Source organism: Streptomyces sp. NBC_01224, from assembly GCF_036002945.1.
Lineage (GTDB): Bacteria > Actinomycetota > Actinomycetes > Streptomycetales > Streptomycetaceae > Streptomyces.
Genome location: NZ_CP108529.1, coordinates 1,014,420 through 1,032,853 on the forward strand (window position 1 = coordinate 1,014,420; position 18,434 = coordinate 1,032,853).

General features: G+C 70.0%; 14 protein-coding genes and 1 pseudogene. 10 read left to right on the forward strand and 5 right to left on the reverse strand.

The features are described 5' to 3' along the window. Positions 1–108: 108 nt before the first annotated feature. Positions 109–3,542: pseudogene (locus OG609_RS04495) on the forward strand (S8 family serine peptidase). Between the two features lie 104 nt (positions 3,543–3,646). Beyond that, positions 3,647–4,258: a TetR/AcrR family transcriptional regulator gene (locus OG609_RS04500; RefSeq protein ID WP_327271560.1), complete on the forward strand. Its 612-nt coding sequence runs from the start codon at positions 3,647–3,649 to the stop codon at positions 4,256–4,258. A gap of 21 nt (positions 4,259–4,279) precedes the next feature. Here the strand turns inward: OG609_RS04500 and OG609_RS04505 are convergent, their stop codons facing one another. The 3 genes from OG609_RS04505 to OG609_RS04515 form a co-directional block, all read right to left on the reverse strand. Beyond that, a complete protein-coding gene (locus tag OG609_RS04505) occupies positions 4,280–5,653 on the reverse strand; it encodes an MFS transporter (RefSeq protein ID WP_327271561.1) in 1,374 nt (457 codons plus the stop codon). Between the two features lie 137 nt (positions 5,654–5,790). After that, positions 5,791–6,960, reverse strand: a complete 1,170-nt coding sequence (locus OG609_RS04510) for an acyl-CoA dehydrogenase family protein (protein WP_327271562.1) — start codon at positions 6,958–6,960, stop codon at positions 5,791–5,793. 13 nt (positions 6,961–6,973) lie between these two features. Next, positions 6,974–8,530: an acyl-CoA synthetase gene (locus OG609_RS04515; protein WP_327271563.1), complete on the reverse strand. Its 1,557-nt coding sequence runs from the start codon at positions 8,528–8,530 to the stop codon at positions 6,974–6,976. 111 nt (positions 8,531–8,641) lie between these two features. On the opposite strand from OG609_RS04515, the gene OG609_RS04520 reads away from it, so the two are divergent. Together OG609_RS04520 and OG609_RS04525 are read left to right on the forward strand one after the other, a co-directional pair. Further along, positions 8,642–9,283 carry a TetR/AcrR family transcriptional regulator gene (locus OG609_RS04520; RefSeq protein WP_327271564.1) on the forward strand — a complete coding sequence of 214 codons (642 nt, stop codon included), beginning with the start codon at positions 8,642–8,644 and terminating at the stop codon, positions 9,281–9,283. An 85-nt stretch (positions 9,284–9,368) separates the two neighbouring features. Continuing rightward, positions 9,369–10,559 (forward strand): serine hydrolase domain-containing protein, encoded by a 1,191-nt coding sequence (locus OG609_RS04525; RefSeq protein WP_327271565.1) that lies wholly within the window; start codon positions 9,369–9,371, stop codon positions 10,557–10,559. Positions 10,560–10,589: 30 nt separating this feature from the next. Here the strand turns inward: OG609_RS04525 and OG609_RS04530 are convergent, their stop codons facing one another. Both OG609_RS04530 and OG609_RS04535 read right to left on the reverse strand, forming a co-directional pair. Then, on the reverse strand, positions 10,590–11,591 hold the full coding sequence (locus OG609_RS04530) for a DUF6745 domain-containing protein (RefSeq protein ID WP_327271566.1): 1,002 nt from the start codon (positions 11,589–11,591) through the stop codon (positions 10,590–10,592). A gap of 109 nt (positions 11,592–11,700) precedes the next feature. After that, positions 11,701–12,027, reverse strand: coding sequence for a hypothetical protein (locus tag OG609_RS04535; RefSeq protein WP_114247858.1), 327 nt, complete (start codon positions 12,025–12,027; stop codon positions 11,701–11,703). Positions 12,028–12,227: 200 nt separating this feature from the next. Here OG609_RS04535 and OG609_RS04540 point away from each other — a divergent pair, with 200 nt between their 5' ends. From OG609_RS04540 to OG609_RS04565, 6 genes are read left to right on the forward strand one after another with little or no spacing between them, the layout of a single operon-like run. After that, the gene (locus tag OG609_RS04540; RefSeq protein WP_327271567.1) at positions 12,228–13,184 is read left to right on the forward strand and encodes an STM4015 family protein; all 957 of its coding nucleotides are present in this window, start codon (positions 12,228–12,230) and stop codon (positions 13,182–13,184) included. Between the two features lie 6 nt (positions 13,185–13,190). Beyond that, positions 13,191–14,162 carry an STM4015 family protein gene (locus OG609_RS04545; RefSeq protein WP_327271568.1) on the forward strand — a complete coding sequence of 324 codons (972 nt, stop codon included), beginning with the start codon at positions 13,191–13,193 and terminating at the stop codon, positions 14,160–14,162. 4 nt (positions 14,163–14,166) lie between these two features. Further along, complete coding sequence (locus OG609_RS04550) at positions 14,167–15,288, forward strand: STM4014 family protein (RefSeq protein ID WP_382905517.1); 1,122 nt, start codon at positions 14,167–14,169, stop codon at positions 15,286–15,288. 37 nt (positions 15,289–15,325) lie between these two features. Beyond that, positions 15,326–16,141 (forward strand): STM4013/SEN3800 family hydrolase, encoded by an 816-nt coding sequence (locus tag OG609_RS04555; protein ID WP_327277939.1) that lies wholly within the window; start codon positions 15,326–15,328, stop codon positions 16,139–16,141. Next, positions 16,138–17,502, forward strand: a complete 1,365-nt coding sequence (locus tag OG609_RS04560; protein WP_327271570.1) for an STM4012 family radical SAM protein — start codon at positions 16,138–16,140, stop codon at positions 17,500–17,502. Before OG609_RS04555 ends, OG609_RS04560 begins: the two co-directional genes overlap by 4 nt. A gap of 8 nt (positions 17,503–17,510) precedes the next feature. After that, complete coding sequence (locus OG609_RS04565) at positions 17,511–18,389, forward strand: STM4011 family radical SAM protein (protein WP_327271571.1); 879 nt, start codon at positions 17,511–17,513, stop codon at positions 18,387–18,389. Positions 18,390–18,434 lie beyond the last annotated feature (45 nt).

Below are 18,434 nucleotides of genomic sequence, written 5' to 3' on the forward strand. Positions count from 1 at the left end.
GGGGACGGCGTACAGATCAGCTCGATCGTGCCGGGAACCGGCCGCGAGGGCATGGGCTTCACCCGCTTCCGGGCCGGCGGCCACGAGTACGCGGTACCGATCGACGCCATGGGCCAGATCTCCCGGGGCCGTGTGGACCAGCGGCTGTTCGATGTGACCGAGCTCGTCGCCTCGGGCTACGCGGATGCCGATACGGACTCGCTGCGCATCCTCGTCGGCGGTGCCGCATCGTCGTCCGGGAGCCCCGACGCCCCGAAGGGCGCACGGGTCGCCGCGGCATTCCCGACCACACAGACCACCGCGCTGAATGTCCCGAAGAAGTCGGCCGACACCGTCTGGAAACAGCTCGGCACCCAATCGCGGGCCCGCACCGAGGGCATCGGCAAGGTCTGGCTCGACGGCAGGGTGCGGGCCACGCTCGACAAGTCCGTACCGCAGATCGGCGCCGACCGGGCGCACCGTGCCGGGATCACCGGGAAGGGCACCAGAGTTGCCGTTCTCGACACCGGCTACGACCGGGACCACCCCGATCTGAAGAGCGCCGTCGTCGCCTCGCAGGACTTCACCGGAGACGGCGACGTGCAGGACATGCAGGGCCACGGCACCCATGTGTCCTCGATCATCGCCGGTTCCGGGGCCGCCTCCGAAGGCCGGTACGCGGGTGTCGCACCGGGTGCGGAGCTCGTCGAGGGCAAGGTGCTCGGCAACGACGGCTACGGCTACGACTCCTGGATCCTGGCGGGCATGCAGTGGGCCGTCGACCAGGACGTCAAGGTCGTCAACATGAGCCTCGGCTCGCGCGTGGCGTCCGACGGCACCGACCCGTTGTCGGCCGCCGTCGACAAGCTCTCCGCCGAGCACGGCACGCTCTTCGTCATCGCTGCGGGCAACAGCGGCGACCGGACGATCAGCGCACCCGGTGCCGCCGACGCCGCTCTGACGGTCGGCTCGGTCACCAAGTCCGTGAGATGTCGGCGTTCTCCTCACGCGGACCGCGTCAGGGCCGGCCCGCCGTCAAGCCGGAGATCTCCGCCCCCGGCAGTGACATCGTTGCAGCGCGGGCCGCCGGCACCCTGGACGACGCCGCCGTCACCGAGCGGTACGCCTCGCTCTCCGGTACGTCGATGGCGAGCCCGCATGTGGCGGGCGCCGCGGCCCTGCTGGCCCAGCGGCACCCCGACTGGTCCGGCGCCCGACTGAAGGCGGCACTGATCGGCAGCGCCGCGCCGGTGGACGGTGCGACGGTCTCCGACACCGGTTCGGGCCTCACCGACGTACCGGCCGCACTGGCCACTGCGGTGCTCGCCGAACCCGCCACGCTGGCCGCCCACACCACGTACCCGAACACCTCCGCCGAGCCGCAGAGCCGCGAGCTGACGTGGACGAACACCACCGACAAGCCGGTGAGGCTGCGGCTCTCCGCGGGGCAGGGCTCGGCGGTACGCCTCGACGCGCAGACGCTGACCGTGCCGGCGCGTTCCTCCGCCGTCTCGAAGGTCACCCTCGAACCGTCGCGGGTCGAGGCGGGCACGACGTACGGCGGTGCCGTGACGGCGACCTGGCCGGGAGGCGGACGGGCGACCGTGCCCGTCTCGATCCAGGCCGATCCCGAGACGTACACCCTCACCCTGACCGGACCCGCGGCGCGTGAGGGAAGCGAGGCCACCTCGACGGGTGTGGTTCTGCAGAACGAGAAGACCGGCGCGTCCCAGCTGATCGGGCTGACAGGCACCACCCCGAAGAAGGTGACGCTGCCGCGCGGCAGTTACCGGGCCCTCGGGCACACCTGGGAGTACGACAAGGTGGGCAATACCGTCGTCGGCACCACGGCGATCCACTTCGCCCGGCGGGTGACGGTGGATCAGGACACCTCGGTCGCATTGGACAGCAAGGACGCGAAGCCGGTACGGATCGGGGTGGACGACGGGTCCGCCCGGGTGACCCTCCAGTCGGCGACCGGAATCGTCTCGCGGACAGGCACCGGCTCCGGCGCCGTGGACAGCGGTCTGGTCGCGCCGAGTTCCGCCGGCCAGTACCGCGTCGAGGCCGTGCCCACGACCGGGGCGGCACTGGACGGGCTGACATTCTTCGGCGGGCTGAGCTGGCAGCAGCGTGAGGTCGACGCGCACGAGCCCGGCTCCTCGGCGAACGCGCTGAAGCTGCTGCTGTCGCAGTACAGCATCTACAGCTGGCTGGGCACCGCCACGGGCGAGGTCGTCGACATCGGCACCGGGGCCGACACCGACCCGGCGACGATGGACCTCAAGGGCAAGATCGTGCTGTGGACACCGGCTACCAGCCAGACCTCGTTCAACAACGCGCTCTACCAGAAGCTGACCGACGCGGGCACGGCCGCCATCATGTACGTCGGCTACGGGCTCTCCGTCTACCGGCCGACGCCGGTGCTCCGGCTGGACGAGGCAAGCGTGCCCGCGCTGCGGGACCGGCTGGCCGAGGGGCCGCTGACCCTGACGCTCGACGGCGTCAGCACCGGGGCGGACGCCTACTATCTGCACCACTCGGTCGACGGCCGGGTCCCGGCCGGGGCCGACTGGGTCGACCGGCGGTCCGGGCTGGCCAAGGTGCGGACGACCGAGCGCACCCATGGCTACCCGTCCGACCCCAAGGGCATGTACGCCTGGACCACCTGGCACGGGCTGACGCTCTATCAGCAGGTCACCCGCTACCGTCCGCCGTCGGAGCAGACGCTGTACTTCTCCCCGGACGTGGCGTGGACGACGGCGACCTTCCACTACCAGTACGACGTCGGGGACACGGTCTACCCGCTGGGCACGCTGGTCAGCGCTCCCACCATGTACCGCAAGGACGGCGACTACCGGGACGACTGGATGTCCGCCCCCTTCAACCCGGCGCTCGGCAAGCAGGCCGGTGCCGCCCAGGTCGTCAGGGAGGGCGACAAGCTGAAGGTGGCGCTCCCGGTGTTCTCCGACGCGGCCGGGCACCGGGCCGAGACGGCACCGGACGCGGACAGCGGGAGCACGGTCCTGGCGGACGACAGCGGAAAGGTGCTGGCCCGCAATGCCGCACCGGGACGCGCCACATTCGACCTGCCGCGCAAGGAGAGCTGGTACCGGCTGACTGTCGATGCCACGCGTACGTCGCCGGATCCGGTGACCTGGATGCTCGGGACCAGGGTCACCAGCGAGTGGCGGCTGCGTTCCGGGCACGAGAAGTCGGCCGCACCGGCCCGGCTGCTGGACCTCGACTACCGGCTGCCGCTCACCGGCGAGAACGCGGCCGAACCCGCAAAACCGCTCGACTACACGGTCGGTCTGTCCGCGCAGGGCAGCCGGAAGGCGCTTCCCATCGCCTCACTGAAGGTCTGGTACGCAACGGACGGCACCGACTGGAAGCAGGCCGTGGCGGCTCGCGGGGCGGACGGCCGCTGGAAGGTCACCGTGCCGGCCCTCGGGACCGCCAAGGTCGATCTGAAGTCCACCGTCACGGACACCTCGGGTGCTTCGCTGACGGAGACCCTGATCGACGCGTACAACTCCGGCTGCGCCGACATCTGGTGCTGACGGTGCAGGCCGGCGCCCCGGGCGTCGGATGAACAGGGGGCGGGGCCGTACGCGGCTCCGCCCCCCGGCCTGCCCGGGCCCCGCGCATTCGTTAGGGTGACGCCGTGGCAAGAGTGCGGTTGAGCGTGGCGGAACGGCGTGAGGAGCTCCTGCGCGCTGCCGTCGAACAGATCGAGGTGCGGGGGGTCGCAGCGGTACGGATCGCCGACGTGGCCGCCGTGCTCGGTGTGAGCAATGCGCTCGTGCTCTACCACTTCTCGACCAAGGAGAAGCTGGTCGCGGCCGCCTTCGCGCATGCCGCCGAGGCCGACCTCGCCCATCTGCGCAAGCTGCTGAGCCGCCGCACGAGTGCGGTACGGCGGCTGCGCGCCGCCGTCCGCTGGTACGCCCCGACGGGCCAGGCCAAGGGCTGGCGGCTGTGGATCGAGGGTTGGGCGGCCTCGCTGCGCGACCCGGCTCTGCGCAATGTGGCCGGCGATCTCGACCAGCAGTGGAAGGCGGAGCTGGCCGAGGTCATCGAAGAGGGCGCCGCCGCCGGTGAGTTCCACTGCGACGACCCGATGTCCGTGGCCTGGCGGCTGACCGCCCTGCTGGACGGCCTGGCCGTACAGATGACGTCGTACGCGGGTCCGCTCACCCGGGCCACGATGCTGGCCTGGACCGACGAGGCCCTCGCCCGCGAACTCGGCATCGACCGTGCGGCACTGACGGCCTGAGATGCGCCTTCCGCCGGTGGATCACCCCGACGTGCCGGCTTCCCGGCGGTCCGGGTGGGGGATGCCGAGCCGTACGACGTCGCGTTCGGGCCGGATGGCGGCGATGGCGAAGGCCCCCGCGGTGAGCATGACCGCGGCGGCGATGAGGAAGGCCACGAGGTAACCGGCCGATTCCGAGCCTGCGGTGTCGATGATGCGACCCGTGAGGAAGGGTGCGACGAGGCCGGGCAGCGTGCCGGTGGCCGCGACGATGCCGAACAGTGCTCCTCGTTGGCGCGGGGGCACGACTTCCGCAGTGGTCATGTAGTGCAGGGGGATGGCGATGGCGTGTCCGCCGAACGCCACCCCGATCAGTACGAGGCGCGGACCGGACGCATCGACGAAGGGGAAGACGGCCATCGCGGTACCTGCGACGACCACGGCAGCGCCCTGCAGGACACCGCTGGACCAGCGACTGGACACCCCGCGCGATTTCAGGGCATCGACGAGCGGGGAGAGGGTCAGCAGGAGGACGAGGCTGAAGGCGGAGATGACGCTGATGGTGGTGGCCGCGCGGGCGGGCGTCATCTCCAGCTGTGTTCTCAGATAAACGGGGAGCCAGGCCTGGCTGAGGGAGAGGGCCCAGGCCGCACCGAAAGCACTGGCTATGGAGCCGAGTACCGTCCCGTTCAGCAGGAGTCTGCGGTAGGGCAGGCGACGGCCCGACGGCGGGATTGCGGTGACCGCGGGTTCAAGGGCGTGTCCGAAGGAGCCGTCCTGCCCGAAGGGGCCGTCGTGTCCGAGCCTGAACCAGATCAGGCTCCAGACGACACACACCAGCGCGAGCACCGCGTACGCCGAGCGCCAGCCGAAGTCGCTGATGAGCCAGGTGAGCAGGGGCGCCGATATGAGGGTACCGAGAGCCGCACCGCCGATCTGGAGCGCGGAGGGCAGTCCGCGTTTGGCGGTGGGGAACCACTTGTACAGGGCGTGCATGGACATCGGGGCCGCGGGCCCTTCGGCGGCTCCCAGCAGCACGCGGCCGGCGATGAGCGTGGGCACAGCGGCCACGAAAAGGACCGGCAGCTGGGCAACGGCCCACAAGATGGTCAGGGTGAACAGGAGCATCCGGCTCGATATGCGCGACGCGGTGAAGCCGACGAGCAGCCCGGAGAGGCTGAACAGGAGAGAGAAGGAACTGGAGATCAGACCGTAGGTGCCGTTGCTGATGTCGAGTTCGTCCATGATCGGGACGGCGGCCAGGCCCAGGACGGACTTGTCGGCGTAGTTGATGACCATGAAGGCCACGATCAGAGCAGTGATCAGCCAGGCGCGACGGGGGTTGTAGCGGGGTTCGGGCACGCTCGGGTGCGGGGCTGCGCAGCCGGTGACGGGCTCGGTGGGGCGGGTGGCCATGGGTGACTCCTGCGCGGGTGCGGGGGTGCAGATGGGCCCAGCTGGTGTGTCGAGGGGCCGCACGAGCCTGTGCCGGGCTCCTGGGCATGTGGTGAGCCGGTGGGCGGGCCGGGGCGGGGAGCTCCCGGCCCGCCGGGTCACACGAGCGATTTGGCGATGGCGTTCTTGTGGATCTCGGTGGTGCCGGTGACGATGCGGAACATGCGCAGCGTGCGGAAGATCTGCTCGACCTCGTGACCGTGGGTCAGTCCGGCCTTGCCATGGATCTGTACGGCCTGGTCGGCGACGCGGAAGCAGGACTCGGAGGTGAACAGCTTGCACATGTTCGCCTCGACACCGATGGCAGCGCCCTCGTCGGCCCTGGCCGCGGTGGCCATCACCATGGAACGGGCGGCGTAGATGTCGGTGGCCATCTCGGCGAGCTTGTGCTGGATGGCCTGGAGGGCGAGCAGTGGGCGGCCGAAGACGACCCGGTTCTTGGAGTAGTCGACTGACAGGTCCCAGGCGCGGCGGGCGGCGCCGATCAGGGAAGGACAGTGCAACAGGCGGTTGAGGGTGATGCGTCCGATGCCGATCCGCAGTCCCTGTCCGATCTCGCCGAGGAGGTTCTCGGCGGGGACCCTGCAGTCCTCGAACAGGAGGTCGCCCTCCATCTGCTGGCCGGACATGGGTATTTCGCCGTCCAGCACCTGACAGCCCGGGGTGTCGAGGTCGACGAGGAAAGCGCTGTACGACTCCTCGGTGCCGGCCATTCTGACGACGACGACGGCGAAGTCCGCGAAGGGGGCGGCGGAGCTGAACACCTTGCGTCCGTTGAGGACGTAGTGGTCGCCGTCCGGGGTCGCGGTGGTGGTCATGCGCCGGACGTCGGAGCCCGCGTCGTCCTCGGTGATGGAGAAGCAGCAGGCACGCTCGGCGCGGATCACGGGCAGGAGATAGCGCTGCAGCTGGTGTTCGGTGGCATGGTGAAGGATCGCTCCGGCACGCAGCGGGCCGCCCATGTCGCCGAGGACCGAGTGGGACAGGGCGGCACCCGAGGCGGTCAACTCCTCCTTGAGTGCGCACAGTTCGAAAAGCGACAGGCCCTGCCCGCCGTACTCCGGCGGCAGGTTGACGCCGTAGAAACCGAGTTCACGGCTTCGCTTCCACACCTGTTCGAGGACGGGCCGGTCGACCTTGGTCTCGGGAGTGATGCCCCGTTCCTGTTCGAAGGGGATCAACTCGTCGCGGAGGTAGGTGCGGAGCCTTTCGACGAGCTCCTGCAGACGGGGATTGTCGTCGTACGACGGTTCGAGGGTGAAGGTCATGAGTGGTGTCCGTTCAGTGCACGCGGCGTTCGGCGCCGGCCCAGTAGCGTTCGCGGATGGCACGGCGGTCGATCTTGCCGTTGGGGTTGTGGGGAAGGGCGTCAGCGAAGTCGATGGAGCGGGGCTTCTTCATGCGGGCAAGCCGGGACGCGCAGAAGTCGATGAGCTCGCTCTCCTGAAGCTCCGCGCCGTCGCGCAGGACGACGACGGCCTTGACGGCTTCGCCCCATTCGGAGTCCGGGATCCCGACGACAGCCGCCTCGAACACGTCGGGGTGCTGGTGCAGGGCGGATTCGACCTCGACGGCGTAGATGTTGAAACCGCCGGAGATGATCATGTCTTTCTTGCGGTCGACGATGAAGATGTAGCCGTCGCCACGGCGCCGCGCGAGGTCGCCGGTACAGAACCAGCCGTCGTGGAAGGTCTCGGCGGTCAGGCGGGGTTCGTTGAAGTAACCGGGTACGACGTCGGGGCCCCGGACGACGATCTCACCGATCTCGCCGTCGGCGACCTGGGCACCGGAGTCGTCGACGATCCTGATCTCGGCCTCGGTGAGGGGGCGGCCGCAGGACAGCAGCAGTTCCTCGTCCTGGCCCTCGATCGCGCGCCGGTGATCGTCGGTCGACAGGAACAGCACGCCAGAGGTGGTCTCCCCGCAGCCGTATCCCTGAGAGAGCACGGGGCCGAACAGCTGCCACGCCTCGCGGATCCGCGCCGGTGACATCGGTGCGGCACCGTACATGAGCTGGCGCAGGCTGGAGACGTCGTAGGCGCCCGGGGCGGGCAGTGCGAGCACCGTATTGATCATGGTCGGTACGACGAACGCGTGCGTCGCGCACTCCCGTTCTATGGTGGCGAGAAAGGCTTCGGCATCCCAGCGCTCCATGACGACGGCGCATCCACCGGCGAAGAAGATGCCCATCAGAGGCATGCCGGAGGCGTGGGTGACGGGGCCGGCCAGGATCTGCTTGTCACCGGGGCCGACCCGGGTGTGCGCGTTCATCACGGATTTGCGCATCAGGGCGAGACGGTTGCCATACGTCTGTGTCGCCGCTTTGAGTTTGCCGGTGGAGCCTGAGGTGAAGTGCAGGACGGCCGTGTCGTCCTCGTCGCAGTCGACGTCGACCGGCTCGCGGTGGGTGGCGGCGAGGACCTCGGCGTAGCCAGGACCGAGCTCGCCCGGTCCGTCGAAACCGATCACGCTCTTCACCTCGCTGCCCGGCACGGCCTGTCGGGCCGCCTCCACGTGGGCGGCGTCCACCAGAAGCACCCGGGCGTGCGACTCGCGCAGCAGATGGGCCACTTCCTGCGCGCCGAGGCGTGCGTTGACGGGGGCGCGCACAAGTCCGGCCTTGTACAGGGCCACTTCGGTGACGACGAGTTCGGCGCGGTTGGCCGCCAGTGTCGCGACGCAGTCTCCGGCCGTCAGGCCGAGGGCGCGCAGCGCGGCGGCGAGCCGGTCGCTGTGCTCGTCGAGGGCGGCGTAGGTGAGCCGCGTGCTGCCGCAGACGACGGCTTCGGCTTCGGGATGGTGGGTGCTGGACCTGCGTACATATCGCCCGAGGTTCATGACGACTCCATAACTGAACAGGCTGTCTGTTAACAATCTCGATGGCCGGAAACGTAACGCGCGGCAGCCTGCCGGTCAACGGTTCGAAAGGAAGACGCAATAATCCAGGGCATGAAGACTGCAGGTGACCGCCGTGTCCGCCGCACCCACCGCGCCCTGCGCGCGGCCCTCGTCGACCTCGTCCTGGAGAGGGGATTCCACGCGCTCAGCGTCGAAGAGATCACCGAGCGCGCCGATGTCGCCCGCGCGACCTTTTACGCGCACTACCGGGACAAGGAGGACCTGCTCCTCGGCATCGTCCGGGATCTGGCGGAGGACCGCGAGCGTCTTCTGCCCGCCGTCGAACAGGCGCAGACACAAGGCTTCACCGGCCTTCCGGTGCTCTACATCTTCCGGCACGCGGAGCAGGAGAGGCGGGTCTACCAGGTCATTCTCCGAGGCGAGGGCGACGGGCGCGCTCTGCGCGAGTTCTCCGCGATCATCTGCGAGCGCGTCGAGACCGTCTTCCGGGAGCGCGCGGCGCAGCTCGGCGTCACACCGCGCATCCCGTTCGACGTCATCGCCCGGGCCTGGACCGGCGAGCTCATCGGCGTGCTGACCTGGTGGGTCGAGAACGACACCGGTTACAGCGCCGCCGAGATCACCGGGCACCTCCGGGATCTGTCCGTGTACGGCCGCGTCTGGGCCTCCGGACTCGCCCCGTCCGACGCTCCGGGCGCCTTCGACCCCCCGGTGGACGAGGCGAGCGCATAGGCCTGCCGACCCGACCGGACCTGGCCACGTTTCTGGACACGCTGTACGGTACTGATCAGTTGGCAGCACCGACAGGAGTGGGCGCATGACCGAAACACCTTCGCTGACCGAGCTGACCTGGGCGCGCGGATTCACGGACCCGGCCTGGGTCCGCCGGCACACCACGTCGGGCCGCGAGACCGTGCCCAGCCGGCGCGTATGGCGCGGCAGGACGCAGCCGCTCGACGTACCCTGCGCACCGCACGATCTCGAAGCGCTGGAGTTCACCACGTCCGGTGGCCGCTCGCTGACCCTGTCGGCGCTCTTCGCCGCCGCCCAGACGGACGCCTTCCTGGTCATGCACCGCGGCACCGTGGTCTACGAGCGCTACCTGCACGGATACGAATCCCACGTGCCGCACTTCAACGCTTCGGCGGCGAAGTCGTACATCGGCCTCCTGGCAGCGATCCTCGCGGACCAGGGGCTGCTCGACCGCGACGCGCTCGTTACCCGATACGTCCCCGAACTCACGGGAACGGCGTTCGGAGAGGCACGGGTCGACGATCTGCTGCACATGGGCACCCTGATGAGCTACGCCGGCCGGCCTTTCGACAAGGCGATCGAGGCCCAGCGGTACTTCGCCATCCTCGCCCCTCAGTTGCGCCCCTATGGCTACAACGGCCCCACCAGCATCCGCGAACATCTCGCCACCGCCCGGGCCACCGGCAAGCCCGGCACGGAATTCCGCTACGAGAACGGCAATGTCGAGGCCCTCGCGGAAGTCCTCCGCCGCGTCACCGGCATCAGTACGTCCGCGCTGCTCAGCGAGGTGATCTGGTCCCGGCTGGGGATGGAGGAGGACGGCTACTACATCCTCGACTCCGAAGGAACCGAGGCGGCGTGCGGCGGCTTCAGCGCGACCTTGCGTGACGTGGCCCGGCTCGGCGAGATGGTCCGATGCGGCGGCGCCGTCGGTGACCGTCAGATCGTGCCCGAAAGCATCGCCACGACGATCGCCACCGGCACCCCGGACGGCTACCCCCGGCGGGTCCGCTTCCCGGCGGCACCCCCGGACTCGCCCGCTACGCTCTCGTACCACGACCTCTGGTGGATCCTGAACGACCCCTACGAGTCCTTCATGGCCAGCGGCATCCACGGACAGCGCCTGTTCATCTCCCCCAAACTGGACCTGGTCATCGTGCACTTCGCCTCCCAGGTCATGTCGCCCTCGGTCCCCCCGGCGCCGCTGGTCCCGGCCTTCATACGGATCGGCACCCACCTCGACGCCGGGATCTGAAAGGCGTTCCGCCTGCTCGGCCGACGGAGATCAGGTCTGGCGCAGGGGTGCATACGCATCCCCTTGGAGTCCGAAGGTCCAGGCCACACCCTCCTTCGCGGTCCTCATGCCGGGCGGCACCCGGAGCCAGTAGGTGCGGTGGGTTCCGTCCGGCTCCGGGGTGGAGTTGACGACCTCGACCATCACCACGTCCTCGTCGCCGTCCAGCGCGATCCGCCAGAGGATGCCCGTCTCGTCCCGATGGACCGGCTCGGCGCCCGACTCGGTGAGGTAGCGGTCGTAACCGTAGAACTCCAGCATCACGCGGCGCAGTTCCGCGTTCTCCTCCTCACGTATCCGTTCGGGGGTCAGGGAGTTCAGTTCCGCGAGGAATTCGGCGGGCACGGGCATGCCCCGCCAGGCGTGGAGCGCGAAGCCGTCGCGGTAGGCGAGCGCCGGGCCGTCCCCGCGGTCGAGCCGGCCCGCCTCGTCCCGGTGGAGCGCTTCGGGCCGCTCGCTGATCACCACCACACGCTCGTACGGCCACCACCAGCCCGCGTGCCTCGCGACCTCGGCCAGACCGTCGAGCCGCTCGCCCCGGCCGTCGAACGCGGCGAGCCAGGCCGCATCGTGCTGACCCAGGACCGCGTCGAGCAGCACCAGCCGGACATCGGACTCGTCCTCGGGGCGCTCCGTGAGGTCCGCGACGACACCGGCCCTGATCCGCTCGGCGAGCGCCGCCGTGGTCTCCCAGAGCTGCGCCCCCGTGGCGGACCACAGGGCGGACCAGCCCGCCGGGCCCAGCTCGTCGTACATCCGGCGCCGCTCCTGCGCCCAGGGCCGGGTCCGTACCTCGTCACGCACCGAGCGTCCGGCGTCGACGAGCTTCTCGACGGCCTCCACGGCGGCCCTGGGCGAGTCGACCCAGACGATCCGCTCCGGCTCGGCAAGTCCTGCGCTGCGGTAGGCGAGCCGCAGCCCGTCCTCGGCCGCGGCCCGGTCCGCCGCACCGGTCGCCGCTGCCACGGCCCGCCATGAGTCCACGTACTGCATCGGTCTTCCCCGTCCCCTGATTCCGTGTCGTTCGGTGTTCTGTGTGTGCGTGCTCCGGATCTCTGATCCGGCTCGCCGATCCGCTGCTGCCCGGGTGGGCCCGGCGGCGTCAGTCCGCGACGATGCGGACCGCGCCCGGGGCGTACTCCCGCTGGCGCACCACTCGGTACCAGCCCTTCGACAGCGGTATCGCCGCGTGCTCCTCGTGAACCACCCGCCCGCCTTCGGGGAGATGGAGCAGCATCGGCCCGAAGGCACCCGCCTCGCGCATCAGCCGGCCCGGCCCCTGAACGGCATGGGCATGGCCGGTGACCTCGCCCAGCGCGAGGATCATCCGCCCTCGGCCGTCCCTCGGTTCGCCCGGCGCGTCCACCAGATGCGCGGGCACCGCCGACTCCTCCAACGACACGATCAGTACATCGCCCTGCCGGTACACAGAAGTCTCCCCTCGATGGCCGCACCCGCTGTGCCGGCCACGAGGAAAACGCTAAGGGGAGGGTCTGACAATCGACCGGCGACCGGCTCCCACGGGCGTCGGTGGACATGTCACGGACCGTCCCCGGTCGCGCCGTTGTCAGTGCGGCTTGATAAACCTTGCGGACATCAGCCGTCCCCCAGTACCAGGAGCCCAGGGTCATGTCCGGTGTGGACCATCTGCACGAATTGCTCGGCCTTCCCGCCGTCGACTTCCAGCACGCGACGAAGGAAACGCCGGTGCAGGCCGCCGATGCGGCGGCCTGGCGCATCACGGTCGATCCGTACGACGACGAGTGCGAGATGACCTGGGAGGAGGCGTTCCAGGCGTTTGTGACGGCGGTCGACCCGGCCGGTGTGCGGGCGCTCATCATCGGTCAGTGGGGCGAGTCGTACGAGGAGACCTCGTCCTACCCGATCGATCTGGTCATCGCCGCGGCCGACCGGCTGACCTCGCTGGAGGCCGTCTTCGTCGGCGACATCACTCCGGAGGAGAACGAGATCTCCTGGATCGAGCAGTCCGATGTCACCGCGCTGTTGACCGCGTTCCCCGGCCTGCTGGAGCTGGGCGTGCGCGGCGGCACGGATCTGGTCTTCTCCGCCACGAAGCACGAGCGGCTGCGTTCGCTGACCATCGAGACCGGCGGCCTGCCGGTCGGAGTGATCCGCGGCATCCTCGACAGCGAACTGCCCGCGCTGGAGCGGCTCGACCTCTGGCTCGGCGTCTCCGCGTATGGGGGCGACGCCGATGTGGCGGACCTGGCACCCCTGCTCTCCGGCTCCCGCTTCCCCCGCCTCCACCACCTCGGTCTGCGCAACAGCGAGGTGCAGAACGAGATCGCGGCGGCCGTCGCGGGTGCCCCGGTCGTCGCCCAGCTCCGTACCCTCGACCTGTCGCACGGCACGCTGGGTGACGAGGGCGCGGCGGCGCTGCTGGACGGCCAGCCGCTCACCCATCTCGAACGGCTGGATCTGCACCACCACTTCATGACCGAGCCGATGGAGCGGCGGATCACTCAGGCGCTGGAACCCCATGGGGCGCAGGTCGATGTCTCGGAGCGCGAGGAGCCCTGGGGCGGTCGCGGTGCCGAAGGCCGCTACACCGCGATCTCGGAGTGATGCGCGATGACTGACATCGAACACCCGGAGGTCTTTCACAGCCTGCCGGTGCTGACTCTGCCGGGGCCGGCCGAGCCGAGCTCCGCGCCGCTCCCGGCGGCCGACGCGGTCGCGTGGCGGCTGGAGAGCGCCTGGCGGGACGGTCTGACGTTCGCCGCGCTGTGGCATCACTTCCTCGACACGGTCGACACGGCTGGTGTACAGGCTCTGTTGATCGGTCCCTGGTGGCAGGACGAGTACGAGCCCTTCGCCCCGGTCGTCGAGTTGCTGTCCGCCCACGCGGACCGCTTTCCGGCCCTGAGGGCGATCTTCCTCGCCGATGTCGTCAGCGAGGAGTGCGAGCTGTCGTGGCTGGAGATGGCCGACATCACCCCGGTGATCGAGGCGTTCCCACAGCTGGAGGAGTTGACGGTACGCGGGTGCGGCGAATACATGCAGGACCAGGAGCGTCTGGCCCTGCGGCCGGTGCAGCACGAGTCGCTGAAATCTCTCAGGTTCGAGTCGGGCGGTCTGGCCGCGGATGTGGTGCGCGCGATCGGCGCGTCGGAGTTGCCCGCGCTGGAACGCCTCGAACTCTGGCTCGGTGTCTCGTTCTACGGCGGCGATACATCGGTTGCCGATCTGGCACCGCTGCTGTCGGGCGGCCGATTCCCGAAACTGCGCCATCTGGGTCTGCAGAACAGCGAGATCCAGGACGAGATCGCCGCAGCGGTGGCCTCCGCCCCGGTGGTCGCCCAACTGGAGTCGCTCTCGCTCGCGATGGGAACCCTCAGTGACACGGGCGCCCAGGCGCTCCTGGACGGCCAGCCGCTGACGCATCTGACATCGCTGGATCTGCATCATCACTACATCACCGATGCGCTGATCTCCCGTATTCAGGACCTGCTCCCGCCCCAGGGTGTCCACGTCGATCTCGATGAAGCGGACTACTGGGATCCCGAGGACGACGAGCCCCGCTATGTCGCCGTCGACGAATAGCCTCATGCCGCGCTTCGCGGTCGTCTGCAATCCCGGGAACCGCCGGGTGACGTTCTTCCAGGACGCCGTGCGCGCCGCCGGGCTGCCGGCCGCGCGGGTCGTGCCCTGGTTGGACGTCCTGCGCGGCGGGGCCGCCTTCCGGCCGGGCGAGACCGTACGGATGGATTCGCCGGGTGAGGATGCCGAGGTGGAGCGGCTGCTCCGGGCGGTCGGCGATCCGGCCAGGGTCGAGGGGACCGCCCTGTGGTACGCCCGGTTCACCTCGGCTGTACGGGCAGTGGCGCGGGCGGCAGCCGCTTCCGGTGCCGTTCTGCTCGATGACCCCGGCGATGTCGCGGTGCTGTTCGACAAGCGGCTCTGCCATGCCGTGCTGGACGGCGCCGCAGTGCCCGTACCCGCGTCACCGACCTCAGGAGCCGCAGCCCCCGTGGTGCGCGACTGGGCGGACGTACGCGAGCGGATGACGGCCCATGGCATGCCCCGGGCCTTTGTGAAGCCGGCGCACGGTTCGTCCGCCTCGGGGGTGCTGGCCGTGGAGACGGCCGGACCCGGCCGGGTCAGGGCGACCACATCGGTGGAGCGCGACACAGCCGGCCGGCTCTTCAACTCGTTGCGGGTGCGTCGCTGTACGACGGAGCGGGAAGTCGCGGCGATTATCGACACACTCGCTCCGGACGGGCTGCACATCGAGCGTTGGCTGCCCAAGGCCACTCAGCGCGGCCGCGCGACGGATCTGCGGGTCGTGGTGGTGGCCGGTCGCGCCACTCATGCCGTCGTGCGCACCAGCCACTCCCCCATGACCAATCTTCACCTCGGTGGCGAGCGCGGAAGTCTCGACGACGTCCGTGCGGCCGTCGAGGCCGCGGGCGGCAGCTGGGCCGAGGCCCTGGCCGTGTGCGAGCGGGCAGCGGCCTGTTTCCCGGACACGCTGTGTGTGGGCGTCGATCTACTGCCCGCGACCGGCTGGCGGCGCTTCGCCGTCGGCGAGGTCAACGCCTTCGGCGATCTGCTGCCACGGCTGACCGGCCTTCCCGGCAGCGGCGCCGAGGGCCTGGACACCTATGCGGCGCAGGTCGCCGCCGTACTGAGCAGAGCAAGGAATCACCGTGCAACCGCCACCTGCTGACACCGCGCCCGCCCTCGCGGACGCCCGGAACCCCGACATGAGCGAGATCGTGGGCAGCCACGACCTGCTGCTCATCACCCTGGACACACTGCGCTACGACGTGGCGGCGGAGCTCGCCGCCGCCGGACGCATCCCGCATCTGGCGCGCCATCTGCCGGACGGTGTCTGGGAGAAGCGGCATGCGCCCGGCAGCTTCACCTACGCCTCCCACCAGGCAATCTTCGCGGGATTCCTGCCGACTCCGGCCGGCCGGGGGCCGCACCCCCGGCTGTTCGCTGCGCGTTTCGCGGGCAGTGAGTCCACCGCTTCGGGCACCTTTGTCTTCGACACCCCCGATCTGCTGTCCGGCCTCGCCGGTGCGGGCTACCGCACGGTGTGCATCGGCGGCGTCGGCTTCTTCAACCGGCAGGGGCCGCTCGGCTCCGTACTGCCCGGCATGTTCCAGGAGAGCCACTGGGAACCGGAGTTCGGCGTCGCGTCGCCCACTTCCTTCGAGGCACAGGTGGCCCGTGCCGAGCAGGTCGTCGCCGAACTCCCCGCCGAGCAGCGGCTGTTCCTCTTCGTCAATGTGGCCGCCATGCACCAGCCCAACTGGTTCCACCAGCCGGGGGCCACGCGTGAGGCGGGCGATTCCCGCGCCACCCATGCCGCCGCCCTGGAGTACGTCGACGCCCACATCGGCCGGCTCTTCGCTGCCGCGAGCAGCCGCCGCCGCTGCTTCGCCATCGTCTGCTCCGACCACGGAACGGCGTACGGGGATGGCGGCTACACCGGTCACCGGCTCGGTCACGAGTCCGTCTGGACCGTTCCGTACGCGCACTTCTTCCTGGAACCGGGGGCCACCGCACCATGAGCCGCACCACGACCATCGCACAGACCACCCGCCCGTACCAGAGCTATGTCTACGCCTATCCGCACAAGACCGCCTATCGCCCTCTGGCCGACCGGCCGGCGTTGCGCGAGCTGTGGGCGGGAGAGCGCAAGGACGCGCTCTCGCTCTATCTCCACATACCGTTCTGCGAGGTCCGCTGCGGCTTCTGCAATCTCTTCACCCGGATCGGCGCTCCCGACGAGCTGACGACCCGGTATCTCGATGCTCTGGACCGGCAGGCCACCGCCGTCCGCGACGCGCTGGGAGACGCCGAGCCGGTGCGTTTCGCAGCGGCGGCGTTCGGCGGGGGCACTCCCACGTTCCTGACCGCGGCGGAGCTGGAGCGGCTCTGCGACATCGCGGAGAAGCGGATGGGCGCCGATCTGCGGTCCGTCCCGCTGTCGGTCGAGACGTCTCCGTCGACCGCGACGGCCGACCGGCTGGCCGTCCTCGCCGACCGCGGGACGACGAGGATCAGCATCGGCGTGCAGAGCTTCGTCGAAGCCGAGGCGCGTGCCGCTGTGCGACCGCAGCGCCGCGCGGATGTGGAGGCGGCGCTGGACCGGATACGAGATGCCCGCATCCCGATCCTGAACATCGACCTGATCTACGGCATCGACGGGCAGAGCGAGGACAGCTGGCGCACATCGCTGGACGCGGCGCTCGGCTGGCAACCGGAGGAGCTGTATCTCTATCCGCTGTATGTCCGCCCGCTGACCGGTCTCGGGCGGCTCGACGCCGACGGCGAGGCAGCCTCGGGCGCCGCCTGGGACGAGCAGCGGCTGCGGCTGTACCGCACGGGCCGCGACCATCTCCTCGCCCACGGCTACGAGCAGGTGTCCATGCGGATGTTCCGCCGCGCCGGCGCCCCGCGGACGGACGGCCCCGACGACTACGCCTGCCAGACCGACGGCATGATCGGCCTGGGGTGCGGCGCCCGTTCGTACACCTCGAAGCTGCACTACTCCTTCGACTACGCGGTGGAGATGCGTGAGGTGCGGGCGATCATCGACGGCTACACCACGACCGAGGACTTCTCGCGCGCCGAGGTCGGACGCTACGTCGACGGCGACGAGGCGCGCCGCCGCCACCTCCTGCAGTCCGTCCTCCAGGCCGAGGGGCTGCAACCGGCCGAATACCGGAAGCGGTTCGGCACCTCCCCTGCCGACGACTTCCCCGCCGAACTGGCCCGGTTCGAGGCGCGCGGCTGGCTCGACGCGACGGCCGGGGCGTCCGGCCCGCTACGGCTCTCCCCCGAGGGCCTGGCCCACTCCGACGCGCTGGGCCCCGAACTCTTCTCCCCCGGCGTACGGGCCGTGATGGCCTCGTACGAACTGAAGTGAGCGCGCCCATGGACCTGACCATTCTCTACCGCGGTCCGCTCGCGTCCTGCGACTACGACTGCCCGTACTGCCCGTTCGCCAAGCGGCGCGACAGCCGGGAGCAGCTGCGCGCCGACCGCGCCGCGCTGGAGCGGTTCGCGGCGTGGGCCGCGGCGCAGACCGGCGACCGGATCTCGGTCCTGTTCACCCCGTGGGGCGAGGGTCTGGTCCGCTCCTGGTACCGGCGTGCGCTGGTCGAGCTGGCGCAGCTGCCGCACATCGGCCGGGTCGCGATCCAGACCAATCTCAGCACCCGCACGGGGTGGCTGGCCGAGGCAGGTGACGCCGGACGCGAGAAGATCGCGCTCTGGTGCACGTACCACCCGGGGCAGACACCGTACGAGCGGTTCCTCACCAAGTGCCGGGAGCTGACCGCGCTCGGTATCCGCCACAGCGTCGGTGTCGTCGGTCTCGACGGCCATCTCGACGAGGCGCGGCGGCTGCGAACCGCCCTGCCGGACGAGGTCTATCTCTGGGTGAACGCCGCGGAGGGGCACACCTATACGGACGAGGAAGCGGATCGGTGGACGGGCCTCGACCCGCTCTTCCCGTACAGCCGGCATCCGCACCGGTCGGCCGGGCTGCCGTGCCGGACGGGCGAGTCGGTCATCTCGGTGGACGGCGGCGGCACGGTGCGACGCTGCCATTTCGTCCCGGCGGAGCTCGGCAACCTCTACGACGGGAGCTACCGGCGCTCTCTCGGCCCGCGGGCCTGTCCGCTGGCTGTCTGTGACTGTCACATCGGCTATGTGCACCTGGAGACGCTGCCGCTGTACGACGTCTTCGCGGGCGGTGTGCTGGAACGGATACCGGCGTCCCCGTTGTCGCCCCTCGCCGGACGGTCCTGAACCTCCAGCCCGTCCGGCGAGCGAGGGCATCACGGTGGCGGACGC

Bases quoted from the DNA above. Each gene is read 5' to 3' on its own strand.
- OG609_RS04505 (WP_327271561.1), bottom strand. From the start codon at position 5,653: ATGGCCACCCGCCCCACCGAGCCCGTCACCGGCTGCGCAGCCCCGCAC.
- OG609_RS04510 (WP_327271562.1), bottom strand. From the start codon at position 6,960: ATGACCTTCACCCTCGAACCGTCGTACGACGACAATCCCCGTCTGCAG.
- OG609_RS04515 (WP_327271563.1), bottom strand. From the start codon at position 8,530: ATGAACCTCGGGCGATATGTACGCAGGTCCAGCACCCACCATCCCGAA.
- OG609_RS04520 (WP_327271564.1), top strand. From the start codon at position 8,642: ATGAAGACTGCAGGTGACCGCCGTGTCCGCCGCACCCACCGCGCCCTG.
- OG609_RS04525 (WP_327271565.1), top strand. From the start codon at position 9,369: ATGACCGAAACACCTTCGCTGACCGAGCTGACCTGGGCGCGCGGATTC.
- OG609_RS04530 (WP_327271566.1), bottom strand. From the start codon at position 11,591: ATGCAGTACGTGGACTCATGGCGGGCCGTGGCAGCGGCGACCGGTGCG.
- OG609_RS04540 (WP_327271567.1), top strand. From the start codon at position 12,228: ATGTCCGGTGTGGACCATCTGCACGAATTGCTCGGCCTTCCCGCCGTC.
- OG609_RS04545 (WP_327271568.1), top strand. From the start codon at position 13,191: ATGACTGACATCGAACACCCGGAGGTCTTTCACAGCCTGCCGGTGCTG.
- OG609_RS04550 (WP_382905517.1), top strand. From the start codon at position 14,167: ATGCCGCGCTTCGCGGTCGTCTGCAATCCCGGGAACCGCCGGGTGACG.
- OG609_RS04555 (WP_327277939.1), top strand. From the start codon at position 15,326: ATGAGCGAGATCGTGGGCAGCCACGACCTGCTGCTCATCACCCTGGAC.
- OG609_RS04560 (WP_327271570.1), top strand. From the start codon at position 16,138: ATGAGCCGCACCACGACCATCGCACAGACCACCCGCCCGTACCAGAGC.
- OG609_RS04565 (WP_327271571.1), top strand. From the start codon at position 17,511: ATGGACCTGACCATTCTCTACCGCGGTCCGCTCGCGTCCTGCGACTAC.